At 36.8% G+C, this 15419-nt stretch carries 12 protein-coding genes, 1 tRNA gene and 1 pseudogene; 5 read left to right on the forward strand and 9 right to left on the reverse strand.

Features of this window, described 5'->3' with window-relative positions; translation table 11 throughout:
* Positions 1–8: 8 nt before the first annotated feature.
* The 3 genes from WFZ86_RS14705 to WFZ86_RS14715 all read right to left on the reverse strand — a co-directional run bounded on the left by WFZ86_RS14705 (position 9) and on the right by WFZ86_RS14715 (position 2304).
* Entirely contained in the window at positions 9–1355 is a 1347-nt protein-coding gene (locus tag WFZ86_RS14705; RefSeq protein WP_342692627.1) for an alpha/beta hydrolase family protein, read from the reverse strand.
* A 104-nt stretch (positions 1356–1459) separates the two neighbouring features.
* The gene (locus tag WFZ86_RS14710) at positions 1460–1705 is read right to left on the reverse strand and encodes a hypothetical protein (protein WP_342692628.1); all 246 of its coding nucleotides are present in this window, start codon (positions 1703–1705) and stop codon (positions 1460–1462) included.
* A gap of 332 nt (positions 1706–2037) precedes the next feature.
* The gene (locus WFZ86_RS14715; RefSeq protein ID WP_078210777.1) at positions 2038–2304 is read right to left on the reverse strand and encodes a DUF2089 family protein; all 267 of its coding nucleotides are present in this window, start codon (positions 2302–2304) and stop codon (positions 2038–2040) included.
* A 138-nt stretch (positions 2305–2442) separates the two neighbouring features.
* Between WFZ86_RS14715 and WFZ86_RS14720 the strand changes: the two are divergent.
* Positions 2443–3107, forward strand: a pseudogene (locus tag WFZ86_RS14720) (helix-hairpin-helix domain-containing protein); the annotation flags it as partial.
* A gap of 325 nt (positions 3108–3432) precedes the next feature.
* On the opposite strand, the gene WFZ86_RS14725 reads toward WFZ86_RS14720, so the two are convergent.
* From WFZ86_RS14725 to rseP, 6 genes are all read right to left on the reverse strand, one after another.
* Entirely contained in the window at positions 3433–4428 is a 996-nt protein-coding gene (locus tag WFZ86_RS14725) for a virulence RhuM family protein (RefSeq protein WP_342692629.1), read from the reverse strand.
* Positions 4429–4515: 87 nt separating this feature from the next.
* On the reverse strand, positions 4516–4686 hold the full coding sequence (locus tag WFZ86_RS14730; protein WP_342692630.1) for a hypothetical protein: 171 nt from the start codon (positions 4684–4686) through the stop codon (positions 4516–4518).
* Between the two features lie 91 nt (positions 4687–4777).
* On the reverse strand, positions 4778–5059 hold the full coding sequence (locus WFZ86_RS14735; RefSeq protein ID WP_342692631.1) for a hypothetical protein: 282 nt from the start codon (positions 5057–5059) through the stop codon (positions 4778–4780).
* A 105-nt stretch (positions 5060–5164) separates the two neighbouring features.
* Complete coding sequence (locus WFZ86_RS14740) at positions 5165–6418, reverse strand: DUF6161 domain-containing protein (protein WP_342692632.1); 1254 nt, start codon at positions 6416–6418, stop codon at positions 5165–5167.
* A gap of 534 nt (positions 6419–6952) precedes the next feature.
* Positions 6953–7026, reverse strand: a tRNA-Asn gene (locus WFZ86_RS14745).
* 133 nt (positions 7027–7159) lie between these two features.
* The gene (gene rseP, locus WFZ86_RS14750; RefSeq protein ID WP_342692633.1) at positions 7160–8503 is read right to left on the reverse strand and encodes an RIP metalloprotease RseP; all 1344 of its coding nucleotides are present in this window, start codon (positions 8501–8503) and stop codon (positions 7160–7162) included.
* Between the two features lie 198 nt (positions 8504–8701).
* On the opposite strand from rseP, the gene WFZ86_RS14755 reads away from it, so the two are divergent.
* The 4 genes from WFZ86_RS14755 (at position 8702) to WFZ86_RS14770 (ending at position 15402) form a co-directional block, all read left to right on the forward strand.
* Entirely contained in the window at positions 8702–9772 is a 1071-nt protein-coding gene (locus tag WFZ86_RS14755; RefSeq protein WP_342692634.1) for an NADH:flavin oxidoreductase/NADH oxidase, read from the forward strand.
* 25 nt (positions 9773–9797) lie between these two features.
* Entirely contained in the window at positions 9798–10838 is a 1041-nt protein-coding gene (locus tag WFZ86_RS14760) for a Gfo/Idh/MocA family oxidoreductase (RefSeq protein WP_342692635.1), read from the forward strand.
* Positions 10839–10933: 95 nt separating this feature from the next.
* Complete coding sequence (locus WFZ86_RS14765) at positions 10934–12145, forward strand: MFS transporter (protein ID WP_342692636.1); 1212 nt, start codon at positions 10934–10936, stop codon at positions 12143–12145.
* 419 nt (positions 12146–12564) lie between these two features.
* Positions 12565–15402, forward strand: coding sequence for a TonB-dependent receptor (locus WFZ86_RS14770; protein ID WP_342692637.1), 2838 nt, complete (start codon positions 12565–12567; stop codon positions 15400–15402).
* Positions 15403–15419: the final 17 nt, after the last annotated feature.

Below are 15419 nucleotides of genomic sequence, written 5' to 3' on the forward strand. Positions count from 1 at the left end.
GACGGTTTTTATTTTCTAGCGATTATCCAAGAGCTCATTTTATCAAGCACTTTTGGTGAAATGGTTTGCTCAATTTCGGCATATTCGTTGATAGCACCCGTTGTACATTCCTGAAAAAGATGATTCATGCCTTGAAATTCGTAGGTTTCGAAATTTTTGTTTTTAGCCTTTGTCAATGATTTTTTTATAGCTTCCAAATTTTCTTTTGCAGGTACTTGAAAGTCCAAACTGCCGTTGATTGCCAAAACCGGAATCTTTACCTTAGAAACGTATTCGTCTGGATTAAAGGCAACAAAATATCTGAACCAGGCATTTTTCATTTGTTTTTTTTCAGCTTCTGCTACTGCTTCTCCTGAGGTTTTAATAAAATTATCAAAGTCGGTATCAAAAGAGGTGCCTTTGTAATTTTTAATAAAATCAAACTTAATACGGTTGATTTGATTGCTTTTTTGAAGCTCTTCTTCACTCATTCCCGCTAGTTTTCCACCCAAGTAAATTTGTTGTACCAAAAGTTCATTTATAGGTTGACCTGGCCCAGCCATCAAGACTAAAAATTTAACGTCTTTGTTTGTACTAGCTACAATGGGAGCAATCATTCCACCTTCGCTATGACCAATTAAACCAATATTTTCAAAACCTTTTGCTTTTAAAAATAGTACTGCTGCATTGATATCAGTAGCGTAATTGAAAGAGGTTTCATCAGGTGTACCTTTTGAAGAACCACCAACTCCGCGATCGTCTAGTCGGAGAGTTGCAATACCTTTTTTAGCAAAATTATCAGCGATTACCGCAAAGGGTTTATGACCAAAAATTTCTTCATCACGATTTTGTTTTCCTGAACCAGTAATCATAATCAAAATAGGCTGTTTTTTATTGAAATTGTTAGGTTCAGATAATGTTCCAACTAAAGTATTTTTGTCTGAAGGATTGACAAAAGTTACTTCCTCTGTTTTATATGTAAAGGGTGCTTTTGGAGTTTGTGGTCTGTTCAATTTTGGCGCAAGCTCATCACCTTTAATTTTAGAAAGTATTAATGGTAATTCCATTCCACCTTGTTTAAAAGTGCCGTTAATACTTTCATTTGTTACTTTTCCGGAGTAGGAGATTCCTAATGCAGGAAGCTCAAGCGTTAATTGATCAGCAGAATAGCTTGTTGTACTAACCGGAATATTTGTGGCCCCTTGTTTTGGACTGTCAAGAGTTGAAATAAGTTTTTCACCCTCTTTTTTAATGTGAAAAACCAGTGGTAATTTCATTCCTTGAACGTCTAGTTCACCTTGCCAAGAACCAGTTATTTCTTGGGCAAAAATAAACTGAATGCTAAATAGTAAAATGCTTAAAATTTTAGTTTTCATAATGATTAGTTAATTAAATTAGTAGACAATAGTTTTCTAACCTTGACAAATTTTGGTTTTTGTCAAAGTAAATTTTGAAAGGAAAAGAATTTTGATTTTTTAGTTTATAGCACCAATAAATTTTGGATATAAACCTGGTGAAACAATATAAAAATGAATAATAGAACTACGAATAAAATAATATGATGCCATTTCTTAAAATTTGTAGCTGTTTTAAAACCATTATAAATTAAAACAAAACCGTACATCGAAATACCAAGAACTATTAAAACAGAAAAAGTAAATTGAATTAAATCAACAGTTCCCCCAATTCCTGAATTTGTTTTTAAGTTTTTAGCCAATGCATCCATTCCACTAAATTTTATACAAAGTAGGACAATACAATTAAGCATTTGAGAAATTAATACGGTGTTTACAATGTCGATAAACCTGGTTTTCTTATTAAGTATTAGCGCAAATAAGAATAGAAATACAATTGCAGATAGTATACTGATACCAACGAATATAAATGTATACTCAATAGTTAGATTCTTATTTTCAGAAAAATGAAAAATACTATCCATTTGTGTTTTAGTAAAAAAACAAACAAAACAATTTACAATTAAAAAGACGAAACCAACAAGGAACAATTGTTTCTCTGAATATCTAGAAAAAGGATTAAAAATACTTTGCCAATTCATAACTATGATTTTAAATTTTTAATTTTTTCGATCAAATCGTCCATTTTATTGCGCATAGTAGGATAGGAGTTTCCAGCTTGTTTTGCCATTTCTTTTATACTGCCGCTGGATAAAAAAAATTCTAAAACAAAATCTTGTTCATCCCTGGTCAATTTTAAGTAAAGTGGCAAATCATAGTTTCCGTTTACTTCGGTTTCACATTGATCGCATTTCATTTGGCTAACCCGTAGCGCATTTTCGCAACTTGGGCAAACAATAGGTAATTTCATTTTAATAAAGTTAAAAATATTTTTAACAAAGTTAAAATAAATTTTATGATATAAAACTTATTTTTAAAAAATATTTTTTTATCTCATTAATAACCTGAACTCAATTAATAATTTGGGTTGAAAATATTGTACAAAAAGGCTAGCAAACATTTGTTGAGTTATGTGAGTGGTATTGGAGAAAAACTGGCCGAAAATATAGTGACGTATCGCACTGAAAATGGTCCATTTGACGATCAAAACAACTCAAAAAAGTACCGCGTTTGGGCGAAAAAGCTTTCCAACAAGGAGCCGCTTTCATTAGAATAAAAGAAGGGAAAAATCCGTTAAACAATTCGGCGGTGCATCCCGAAACTTATGCCATAGTAGAAAAAATGGCCAAAGCCTTGAAAATCTCTGTGAATGATTTGATTGCCAACAAAGAAAAAATTGCGCTCATCAAACCCGAAAACTACGTAACGCCAGAAATTGGGATTTTGGGTATCAAAGACATCTTCAAAGAGCTCGAAAAACCAGGATTGGACCCCAGGAAATCGGCTAAAATCTTTGAATTCGACCCGAATGTCAAATCCATTAAAGATTTGAAAACCGGAATGGTCTTGCCAGGCATTGTGAACAATATTACTAATTTTGGCTGTTTTGTCGACATAGGAATCAAAGAAAGCGGTTTGGTACACATTTCCCAACTCAAAGCGGGTTTTGTGAACGATGTCAACGAAGTGGTCAAACTCCACCAACACGTTGAAGTAAAAGTAACCGAAGTCGATGAAGATAGAAAACGTATTCAATTGACGACGGTTATCTAAAAGTGAAAATCTCAAAAAAATAAATTCCAAATTCCAAGAGGTCATCCTGAGCACAGTCGAAGGGCAAATTCCAAGGAGTTTCTTGAAGCCTTTCCATTGGAAAATGCATAAATAGCCAAAGCCCGACAAAAAAAGTTTGTCGGGCTTTGGTTGTAAATAGCTATGGTGAATACAGAACTTAATTACGACACTATTCTAATGCTGAGTTTCATTGCAACCTTATTCTCCTTTGCTCAGTTTTTCAATCTCTTTTTTTAGTTCCATTCTATTTATGATTTATGGAATTGCGGACGCACTGCGGACGCAATTGGAAAAGTGTTTCCTTTTATTTATTACCGATTCTCTTCAATTCCCTATCCAAATCCGACAGGTAATTTTTATCTTGCTCAATGCGGAAATGGTCGTATTCCTGATGTGCTTTTTCAACGGCTTGCTCGTGGGAAATGATGCCTGCATTAGGAAGCACGTCCAAACTATTACTTTCCAAAAATTTATTGGTACGCTCCAGCCAATCTTTCATATTCATCAATTGGTTTCGACGGGCTTGGAATTCGGCCAAATCCAAAAAGGCACTGACCAATAAGTTCAAATCTCCAATTTCATTTTCATTCAAATAATTTTTGGCAATAGCGACATCGCTTTTTAGGATTTTGCCGTTCGGGGCATTTTTCCAAGTCGATAATCCCATAAAATCCTTGTTCCTGTTGGCACGGTTATAGACGATTTCTGCGGCAGTATTTCCCGTAACGGCAAAGTGCAGTTTGTTTTGAACCATTTTGTAAAACAGCTTTGTTTCCTCGGCGTCCTTGCTGTAATCGGCACTGCATTGTTCGAAAATATCACCCAACTTCTGAAAAACACGGCGTTCGCTGGCTCGAATTTCACGAATGCGTTCCAGCAATTCGTTAAAATAATCTTTCCCAAAAGGCTTTCCGTTTTTCAGCATCTCATCATTGAGTACAAAACCTTTTATGATGTATTCTTTCAACGTTTTTGTCGCCCAAATGCGGAATTGCGTGGCTTGTTTGGAATTGACCCGATACCCAACGGCAATTATGGCATCAAGATTGTAAAATTCCACTTGTCTTTTTACCTGCCGATTACCTTCCTGCTGAACTATTTCCATTTTGGAAATAGTTGCTTCCTTATCCAGTTCGTTTTCTTCAAAAATATTGTTTAGGTGCTTGTTTATGGCAGGCACTTCAACCCCAAAAAGTTGCGCTATCAATCGTTGCGTAAGCCAAAAATTATCCTCAAAATAAGTGACATTGATAACCACATTGCTATCTTGATTTTGGTAAAATATAATTTTGCTTTCCATAATGGTTTTAAACTTGGATTTTTGCTTTGAATGATGCTACTTTAGATAAATAGTAAACAATTTATTTTTCTAAAATTAGTTAATTACCTATTTTATTAAACTCATAATATATTCCAAATCCTTGTCATTTTCTATTTGGATTTGATAATCTCCGTTGCCTCGATGTCCAATTGTGGAAACATCTTTGGCGATACCTTTTGGGTCATCTAACGAACCTATTTTGGTATTTATGAATATTTTCAAGCCTTTCTTTTGCATTTCAATATCCAAAATGTTTGACCCTTTTTTTAAAAGCGGTATAATATTCCTGGGAATTATTTAAATTCCACCTTAAAAAAATCAAGGTTATTTAATCTTCAAAAAGATTCTCTAAATCGATAGTGATTAAAGTTTTATCTTCAAACAATTTGTTTGACAATCTTTCTATCAAAGCATTAAATTCTATGTTCTCTCTTTCTTCCATTGCAACGGTTTTGGGAGGTAGAATATTTACATTTTCTGGTTCAATAAAATAAAAATCAATTTCCATCTGTCCACTAAAGTAATCATCTGTCAATAAATGCTCAATAATCACGCATTTTGTATCAAAATCTAATAACACAAATTCTTCTTTCGTGTAGCTTGTAATCATATTATAAATTGCTTTAAATTTTAAATATTTTTAATAGCAAAAACCTCTTTACTAATAGTTTTTAATTTTCTATTTCATTTGTCTTATCAGCCACCGATAAATTTTTTAATTAAATTTTTCCAAAATACCTCCTGGCAATGTTGGGGAAGAATCTTCTTTTAATAATCCTGTATCGGTTCTACTAAACAATGATTGCAAAATCATTTTTCTATCTTCTTCATTTACCTCAGTATCTTTTAATAAAGCCAAATAAAAGAATGTAAGTGTATGTCTTTCCTCTGCGTCTCTTGCCAAATGATATGAACTAAACATATATTTTGTTAAAGCTCTAATTGCATAAACCAATAAAGAGATCAATGTAATAAATACAATTGACCACCGCACTATACTTACTTCATTACCTTTAAAAACCTTTTGAAATATCCAATCTGGAGAAGTAAATAAAACAATACTTAAGAAAATTGATGACGCAATAACCACCCAAATTAATATAGTTTTTGCTGTATTACCTTGTCTATGATACTTGTCAGACTTAATTTGCCAATATCTTGCAGGCTTTTGAAGTTTTAGGTTCGTTTCATATGTTTTTTCAAGTCTAGCTAAAGTTTCGATTTTTTCATCATACCATTTTTTCCATTCTTCATTTTGAGTATTTTCAAACCAATCTTCAAACTTTTGATTTTTCTCTTCTTGTAGTTTGTCTAATTCATTTAAATATTCAGAGTAGTTTTTTACAATATTATTAGTATAATCTGAAAATGTTTTTTGGTTGTCATTAATTTTTTTATTGAAATAATTCCTAACATCATTCAAACTCTTTTTTTCTAGATTTACTCTTGTTGTTTTATAAGTAGAATTTAACTCTTCAAATTCATATGATTTTAACTGTCCTTTAAAATAATCTTTACTGTTTTTAAATTGAAAACTTGAAGTCATATAATTAAATGCGCCTTCAAATTGTTCTTTGCTTTCATTTGATAATTCCAGTAATAGTTTAAGTTCTGGTGATTCAAATGGGAAAATTTGATTTTGGTAACTTGCTAGATAATTTATAATGGTTGAGTTTATTGAATTCCAATTTGCAGAAAAATTTTCAACAGAATTAAAATGATTAGGCAATGTAAGTATTGAATCAAGGTGATTTTTAAAGAAATTAAATGAAACATTTAACTCAATAGGTAAATTGGTTAGTTTTTTCCATCCTCCATATTGGTTAAGGAAATACTCATATACCGAAGATAAACCGATAAGTTCTACGTCATAATTTATATGAGGTAATCGAATAGATAAACTAATTTTATTTATGTCTTCTGAAAATTCAGCTTTTGCAATCTTCTTTGTTAGTTCCCTTACTGTCATAAACTACTAATTAACTATTCTCTAAAATTTCTATTTCCCTCTCCGTCAACCCAAACAAAGCATACGCTGTTTGGTCAATTTCCTTATGTGAATAGCCATTTCAATGACTATTCACACAAACTTACAAAAAATGTGTTGGGAAGTAACTTCATAAATTAAAGAAAAACAAAATTATCTTACAAGCTGAGTTCGATTACTGTCACATAAATAAAATAATGATTGTTAAGTGATTACACTAAAATCAATTGCAACTCTCTAAAGTGAGATGGTAAAATTATAAAGGTGTAAAGGCTTTAGCCGAAACTATTGTAGATTTTTGGCTAAAGCCTAATATGAAACTCATTTTAATTAATGGACTAAAGCCCATTCCAATTCAATCTTTTCAAAAATAATAGTAGTCGAACCAGGATTTACAAGTAATCTATATCAGTAAACAATAATCGAAAAGGTAATTTTTTAGGACGAAACCAAGTCTACAAAGTTTGAGGCAAAAAAAAAGTCTTTACATTGCTGTAAAGACTTTCTCTAATAAAGCTCCCCCTCTTGGGCTCGAACCAAGGACCCTCTGATTAACAGTCAGATGCTCTAACCAACTGAGCTAAGGAGGAAACTGTGTATTATAATGCGTAGTAGGAACGTTTTCTGTGGCTTTGACTGACATTGTTTGTTTGTCTAAGCGGTTGCAAAGATACACCTAATTTCAAGTTTTGCAAACAAAAAATAAATTTTTTTTGATTTTTTTTATCTGCCTACAATCGCTTTGTAAATGTCGTTTCCGTTAGCAAATAAAAGCAATGAGATAAGTAAAACAAAACCAACCATTTGAGCATTCTCTAGGAATTTGTCGCTTGGTTTTTTGCCACTAATGATTTCGTACAACAAAAACATTACGTGTCCTCCATCCAACGCTGGGATTGGCAATAAATTCATTACCCCCAACATAATCGATAACAAAGCGGTGATGTTCCAGAAAACCTCCCAGCTCCAAGAACTAGGGAAAATATTAAAAATAGCCGCAAATCCACCCACTTGCTTGTACGCTTTGGTTTCTGGATTGAAAATCATTTTCAATTGTTTACCGTAGCCTAACAATTGGTCTTTCCCTCTTTCAATTCCCACCGGAATCGATTCGAAGAAACCGTATTCTTGTTTGCTGATTTTATAGTAGCCTAATTTTTCTAAAGATTCCAATCCTAAACTACCCATATTTATGCCTAATTTGGCATCTTGGTTCACGATTACTTGTACTGGAACTTCTTTTTCGTTGCGAATTACAACTGCTGGAAGGGTTTTACCTTTGTTCGCATTTAGGATGGCCTTAACTTGGTCGTAATATTTGGCAGGTTGTCCATTAATAGAAACAATAACATCTTTAGGCTGTAATTGTTTATTTAAGGATTCTTCAGGAATAGCGGTAACTGCAAACGGCATACGAATATTCACTAAAGGCCCTTTTTCTAATTTTGACAATTGGTCCACTAAATCAACAGGCATTTGAATGGTTTGAGTAGCGCCATTTCTTTCGATTTGGACTTGTTTCCCCATTATCAATTTCATATTGATTTCGTTGTCGTATTTTTCGATTTTTTCGCCATCAATACTGAGGATTTTATCTCCCGTTTGGAAACCAATTTTGTTCATCACCGGATTTTCTATCAATAGCCCGTCTTTCATATCGGCCATAGCCACAAAAGCATCACCATAAGCAAAAGCCATTCCTATATAAATAATGAAAGCTAAAATGAAGTTTACCGTAACGCCACCCAACATAATAATCAAACGTTGCCAAGCGGGTTTCGAACGGAATTCCCAAGGTTGTGGAGGCAAGGCCATTTGTTCTTTGTCCATACTCTCGTCAATCATACCAGAGATTTTCACATAACCGCCAAGTGGCAACCAACCAATACCGTATTCGGTTTCGCCTATTTTCTTTTTGAGTAACGAAAATTTAAGGTCAAAAAACAAGTAAAATTTCTCTACTCTAGTTTTGAATAATTTGGCAGGAATAAAATGTCCCAATTCGTGAAGAATGATTAATAAGGACAAACTCAATAAAAATTGAGCAAACTTGATAACGATTTCCATTGTTTACTTTTAGTTCTTAAATAACGCACAAAAGTAGCGTTTCTATTTTAATTTGATAGCGCAATATACTACATACGGCTTTAAATGTTTGTTAAATACAAAAATTTAGAACACTCCTTTAAAGAGATGCTTTAACTTTACTTTTTAAACCGTACAACCTTCATAGGTCGATGTTCCATCCTAAAAGTTACAGTATATATGAATAGTCTTTTGTTTTCTCCGCTTACGCTAAAAAGTATCACTTTCAAAAACCGTATCGTTATTTCTCCAATGTGTCAATACTCTGCTACAGATGGTTTTGCCAATGATTGGCATTTGGTGCATTTGGGCAGTCGTGCCGCTGGAGGTGCTGGATTGCTGATTCAAGAAGCTACGGCTGTTTCTCCTGAAGCTCGCATTTCACCAGAAGATTTAGGGCTTTGGAAAGACGAACATATCGAAAAACTACAGTCCATCAACCAATTCATAAAATCTCAAAACGCAATTCCGGGCATTCAACTGGCACACGCTGGGAGAAAAGCCAGTGTTTCGGCACCTTGGTTGGGTAACAAAAGATTAAGTGAAAACGAAGGCGGATGGACCACCGTGGCCCCAAGCTCAATAGCGTATCACGAGAATGAAACCGCTCCAATCGCTCTCGACAACCAAGGCATTCAAAAAGTACTAACTGATTTTCAATCGGCGACTCGACGTGCTGTAGAAGCGGGTTACCAAGTGCTGGAAATACACGCAGCTCACGGTTATTTATTGCATCAGTTTTTGTCGCCTCTAACGAATCAAAGAACCGATGAATATGGCGGTAGTTTTGAAAACAGAATTCGATTAACGCTAGAAACCGTAACTGCGGTGCAAGCCGAATGGCCTTCGAACCTGCCTTTGTTTGTTAGAATATCAGCAACCGATTGGGCTGAAGGCGGTTGGTCAGTAGAAGAGTCGGTGCAACTATCCCAAATTCTAAAAGAAAAAGGCGTCGATTTGATAGACGTCTCCTCTGGCGGATTGGTGTCCCATCAAAAAATCACCATTGGTCCCAACTATCAAGTTCCTTTTGCCGAAAAAATTAAAAAGGAAACCGGCATACCAACTGGCGCTGTAGGAATGATTACCGAAGCCCATCAAGCAGAAAACATACTGTCTGAATCACAAGCCGACTTAGTATTTTTTGCTAGAGAATCCCTTCGCAATCCTAATTTAGGGTTAGATTTTGCTACTGCCTTAAAGGAAACCGTAGCTTGGCCGAAACAATATGAAAGAGCCAAAACAAGATAAAAAGTCCCACTCCAAAAATATTTTTATGCAAAAAATTAAAACAGCTCTACTCTCCTACGGAATGTCTGGAAAAGTATTTCACGCTCCTTTTCTCGATTTACATTCTGGTTTTGAAATAACGGGCGCTTGGGAACGCAGCAAAAGACTCATCCAATCCGATTTCCCTGAAGTAAAAAGCTACGCCACTTTAGAAGCTTTACTCCAAGACGATTGCGATTTGGTAATTGTGAATACGCCTGTGGGAACGCATTTTGAATACGCCAAACAAGTCTTGCTCGCCGGAAAACACGCCATCGTAGAAAAAGCTTTCACCACCACCGTTTCCGAAGCCCAAGAACTAGATGCATTGGCCAAAGAAAAAGGACTGCAATTGGCTGTTTTTCAAAACCGAAGATGGGACAGCGACTTCAAAACGGTCCAAAAAATACTTCAGGACAAAATCCTAGGCGATATCGTAGAGGCCGAAATTCACTTTGACCGATACAATCCTAATTTGAGTCCAAAAGTCCACAAAGAAACCCAAAACGCTGGTGCTGGAATTCTGAAAGATTTAGGGCCTCACATCATCGACCAAGCCTTATGCTTGTTTGGTTTTCCAGATGCCGTTAACGGAGACATCCGAATTACTAGAGCCCACTCTTTAGTAGACGATTGGATTGATATTACCCTATTTTATCCTGACCTAAGAGTCCGACTCAAAGCTGGTTTCTTTGTGCGCGAACCGCATCCATCGTATACCCTTCACGGCAAAAAAGGTTCGTTTCTAAAAGCTCGTGGTGATGTGCAAGAAGACGAATTAAAATTAGGCAAAAAACCCAACACCACAGATTGGGGCACCGAACCCGAACATCTAAAAGGATTACTCCACACCGAAAGCAACGGAACGATAATCAAAGAATTCATCCCCACAGAACAAGGCAATTACTATGCTTTTTTTGAAGGAGTGTACCAAGCCATTCTCCACGGAAAAAAAGTCCCAGTTTCCGCTACAGAAGGTGTTCAAGTGATGCAAATCATAGAAGCGGCCATCGCTAGCCATCAACAACAGCAAAGAATCAACTTATAAACAATATCGTTGTAAATCATTAAAATGTGTTATTATGACACAATAAGCCGTTCTTTTTTGTAATTTTGGCGCTTAAAACTCTAAAAACCAATCCTTTGATATACCTCAACTTCTTAGGCCGATTGAAACCCAAAGGGAAATACAAAAAAGCCTACGCCGAAGCCAAAGTCTCTTACCTCAACAGAATACGTTGGGCGGTGGCTATGTTTTATTTCGGAATGGGACTTACTTTTGCCACTTGGGCAAGTCGCATTCCAACCATCAAAACGGCTTTACAACTTAGTGAAGGTACCTTGGGCACCATCTTATTTGCGCTTCCTGTGGGGCAACTTACTATGATGTTTTTCTCAGGAAAATTGGTCACACGTTATGGAAGCCACAGAGTATTACCAGTAGCTATTTTACTCTATGCCATCAGTTTAACCAACTTAGCTTTGGCACAAAACGCTTGGCAATTGGCACTAGGGCTTTTTGCCTTTGGACTTACCGCCAACTTAACCAATATTTCGGTAAACACCCAAGGCGTCTATACCGAAGGCCTTTTTAAACGCAACATTATGTTGTCTTTTCACGGAATGTGGAGTTTGGCAGGTTTTACAGGAGCCTTGGTGGGCCTAGGAATATTAGCTTTAGAATTAACGACTTACACCCATTTTATTATTGTCGCTTGCATCGTTTTGGCAATGGTAGCATTCAATTACAAATTGCTCATTCGAGCCAAAGAAACCCAAAAAACCGAAAAGAAAAAACCCTTTTTCAAGCCCGACCCCACCTTAATTTGGCTAGGCGTTATTGGCTTTTGTTGTATGGCTAGCGAAGGAGTAATGTTCGATTGGAGCGGCGTCTATTTCAAAGACGTAGTCAAAGTTCCGGGTCCTTTAGTGGTTTTGGGTTACACTTCCTTTATGATTATGATGGCTAGCGGCCGTTTTTTCGGCGACCGTCTTACCCAAAAATGGGGACGCAAAAAAGTAATGCAAATCAGTGGATGTGTCATTTCTACAGGTTTATTCACCGCCGTATTTTTTCCCTACATCATTCCCGCAACCATCGCCTTTATGTTTGTTGGACTAGGCGTTTCGACTATCATTCCAACCTTGTATAGCATCGCAGGAAAACACCCAACTATCCCAACAGGCGAAGCACTCACGGCAGTCTCAAGCGTAAGTTTCCTCGGCTTTTTAATGGGACCACCCGTTATTGGGCATATTGCTCAAGCTTTTGGTTTGCAATTTTCATTCGCTTTTATTAGCATTTTCGGATTTTTAATCGCCTTTATGGTATCCAAAATAAAAATCGAAGCCTAATATTAAGGAGCACACGACCCTACTTTTCCATACGAGTTGTCCTGCTGTACGCTATATCTTTTTTCCCTAGCTCACCGTTTTTCAAACGGCCAGCTAGGAAAAAAAGGATGCCGCTCCCATCAGGGCTAGACGAGAAATTTTTGTATTTCAACACAAGGAAAAAAAAATTCAATCGTTATCGTACAAGTTAATAGTTTTTTTATTACATTTATAAAACGTAATCTATGATTATCAATCAGTTATAAAAAACACACTTTTTAATACCATTATATAAAGCAACGCATTTGAGTTTCGTGCTCAAATTTCCAAAAACGTTTTATTAATTAATGGGAGTGTTGCACTCCGCAAACTGTTGTATTGGAGGATTCCATTTTGTTGGGTTCTCCAATGTAACAGTACTTTATTTTTTATAAACGCCTATGCTGAAAAAGTTATCTATTCTTGGTTGCCTATTATTCATTCAAAAAAATTACGCACAAAACACGGCTGGTTTTACTCTCAAAGTAATCGAAGCCCAATCCCAAAAAGCACTGCCCTCAGTGGTAGTTAGTGTTCAAAACACTAGCTTTTTACAACTTACCTCCGCTTCTGGAACCGTGCTTTTCGACCAGTTACCGCCCAACGCCTATTATGTATTACTCCATAGTCAAGGCTATAAAGACCAATTACTAGCCGTTACCGTAGCGCCCAAAACCATCACCGATTTAGGGACTATTCCACTCTCCACAGACCCAATGGCCGAAATACAAAGCGCCACTATCGCCCTATCCGAAGAGCAATTGAATGATGATTTTAATGGTTCAGAAAGTACTGCACCGTTATTACAAGCCTCTCGAGATGTGTTTCAGCAAGCCGCCGCTTTTCAATGGGGACAAACCCGTTTTAGAATTCGAGGACTCGATGCCGAAAATGCCACTTTACTCTTAAATGGGTTGACATTAAACAAAGTATACGATGGTCGTCCGCAATGGGGCGATTGGGGTGGCATCAACGATGTACTGCGCAACCAAGAGATTGTCATTGGCACCGCCGCTTTCGACTACAGTTTCGGCGGACTTTTAGGCGCACAGCAAATCATCACCAGAGCTTCTAGTTATCGTTCGGGTTCCCGACTCTCTTTTGCCGGAACCAATACCACCTACAACTGGCGAATGATGGCAACCTATGCTTCTGGAGTAAGCAAAAAAGGCTGGGCGTTCGTAGTTTCGGCTGGGAAACGAATCGGCGAAAATCCGTATTTCGAAGGCACCCATTTTGACGGCAACTCGGCTTTCATTAGCGTCGAAAAACAATTCGGCGAAAAACATTCGCTCAACTTTACGGGTATTTATACTCCCAACTCAAGAGCCAAAACCGCTCCCAACACCGCCGAAGTTTATAATCTAATGGGTTCGCGATACAATTCCTATTGGGGTTTTCAAAACGGCAAACAACGAAACGCCAGAATCAAAACCGTACAAGAACCGCTACTTCTGCTCAACCATTATTTCAAAATCAACGACAAAACACAACTACAATCGGGAGTGCTTTATCAATGGGGCAACATCAGTAATAGTAATATCGATTTTCAAAATGCCAACAATCCCGACCCGACCTATTATCGCAAAATGCCAAGCTATTACACTTCGCTTTACGAAAAAGACAATGGCCAATTTTCAGGTGCTTTCATTCCCGATGAGGAGAATGCCGAAAAAAGTCGATTGGCCTTCTTAGAAAATCCACAAATCAATTGGTCGGGACTCTACCAAGCCAATCAAAAACCGATTTTAAATTCTAATGGAACCATCATTGGATACGAGCCTTCCAAAAGCAAATACATCGTCTATGAAGACCGAGCCGACGAAACGGTCCTTACTGCGAATACGCTTTTGAATTCTCAACTTTCAGAAGCTGTTGCCTTAACGGCTGGCACGAATTTCAAAACCTCAAAAACACAACACTATCAAAAAGTAATCGACCTTTTGGGTGGCAGCTATTTTGAAGATATCGATGCATTTTATAACAGCAATCAAGCCCAATCCGATTTGAATCATCCCAACCGACAAGTAGTCGAAGGCGATACCTATGGCTATAACTATTTTATAAGAGCGCAAGTAATCCAAGCCTTTACACAGTTTCAATTCAGATTTCGAAAAGTGCATTTATACCTCGGACAAGAATTTTCAATGACCAACTATCAGCGCGAAGGTTTATACAAAAACGGACTCTATGAGAACAATTCTTTAGGCAAGAGCCACAAAATCAACTTCGAGAATTTTGGTTTCAAAGCAGGAATGACCTATTCGATTTCTGGAAAACAAGCTGTTTTATTTCACGCTGCTCACCTAAGTAAAGCCCCAACAATTCAAAACACTTTCCCCAACGCCCGCTTGAACAATTCCCTTGTAAGTGGTCTTACCAATGAAACCCATAGCAGTATTGAAGCTACGTATTTGTATCGGACACCAATAATAAAAGTAAGAGCAACTGCCTATTATTCTTATCTAAAAAACACCACCGAAAATTCTTTTTTCTACGCCGAAGGTATTTTCGATGACGGAGCGGGTTATACCAATACCGATGCCTTCGTAGGACAAACGCTTACCCAACTTGACAAACAAAATTATGGCGCCGAATTAAGCGTTGAATATCCCATTAGTACCACACTGAAAACAACTTTAGCAGCCGCTTACGGACGCTACACTTATGCCAGCAACCCCAACGTTACCATAACGAATGATGCTCAAGCATCGGTAGACAATACCAATCCTGTTTTTGATTTTGGAAAAGCCATTCTCAAAAATTACTATCAAGCAGGTTTACCTCAACAAGCCTATAGTGCAGGATTAGAATATCGTGATCCCCACTATTGGTGGATAGGTACCAATGTAAATTATGTTACCGAATCCTATATCTCTGTTTCACCCATTGCCAGAACGACTATTTTTTTCAGAAATCCAGCCAATGGTTTTCCTTTTCCTGAAGCCACCGAAGCACGAGCCAAGGAATTACTGCGCCAAGAAAAATTAGACCCTGTCCTTCTGCTCAATCTCACAGGTGGAAAAACGTGGAGAATCAAAGGGAAAACTCTTGGATTGTTTATGAGTGTTACCAATCTTTTGGACACCCATTACCAAACAGGTGGTTACGAACAAGCCCGAAACGCCAATTTTCGACAACGCAACCAAGATCTCTCAAGCGGCACTCCCAATTTTGGTAACAAATATTTCCAAGGCTATGGCCGGAATTATTTTGTCTCCTTATATCTGAATTTATAATCAACCTCATTAAAATA

The sequence above is a fragment of the Flavobacterium polysaccharolyticum genome (assembly GCF_038739875.1).
GTDB lineage: Bacteria > Bacteroidota > Bacteroidia > Flavobacteriales > Flavobacteriaceae > Flavobacterium > Flavobacterium polysaccharolyticum.

Excerpts from the sequence above, each read along its gene's own strand:
- WFZ86_RS14705 (WP_342692627.1), bottom strand. The coding sequence starts at position 1,355 with ATGAAAACTAAAATTTTAAGCATTTTACTATTTAGCATTCAGTTTATT.
- WFZ86_RS14710 (WP_342692628.1), bottom strand. The coding sequence starts at position 1,705 with ATGGATGCATTGGCTAAAAACTTAAAAACAAATTCAGGAATTGGGGGA.
- WFZ86_RS14715 (WP_078210777.1), bottom strand. The coding sequence starts at position 2,304 with ATGAAATTACCTATTGTTTGCCCAAGTTGCGAAAATGCGCTACGGGTT.
- WFZ86_RS14725 (WP_342692629.1), bottom strand. The coding sequence starts at position 4,428 with ATGGAAAGCAAAATTATATTTTACCAAAATCAAGATAGCAATGTGGTT.
- WFZ86_RS14730 (WP_342692630.1), bottom strand. The coding sequence starts at position 4,686 with ATGCAAAAGAAAGGCTTGAAAATATTCATAAATACCAAAATAGGTTCG.
- WFZ86_RS14735 (WP_342692631.1), bottom strand. The coding sequence starts at position 5,059 with ATGATTACAAGCTACACGAAAGAAGAATTTGTGTTATTAGATTTTGAT.
- WFZ86_RS14740 (WP_342692632.1), bottom strand. The coding sequence starts at position 6,418 with ATGACAGTAAGGGAACTAACAAAGAAGATTGCAAAAGCTGAATTTTCA.
- rseP (WP_342692633.1), bottom strand. The coding sequence starts at position 8,503 with ATGGAAATCGTTATCAAGTTTGCTCAATTTTTATTGAGTTTGTCCTTA.
- WFZ86_RS14755 (WP_342692634.1), top strand. The coding sequence starts at position 8,702 with ATGAATAGTCTTTTGTTTTCTCCGCTTACGCTAAAAAGTATCACTTTC.
- WFZ86_RS14760 (WP_342692635.1), top strand. The coding sequence starts at position 9,798 with ATGCAAAAAATTAAAACAGCTCTACTCTCCTACGGAATGTCTGGAAAA.
- WFZ86_RS14770 (WP_342692637.1), top strand. The coding sequence starts at position 12,565 with ATGCTGAAAAAGTTATCTATTCTTGGTTGCCTATTATTCATTCAAAAA.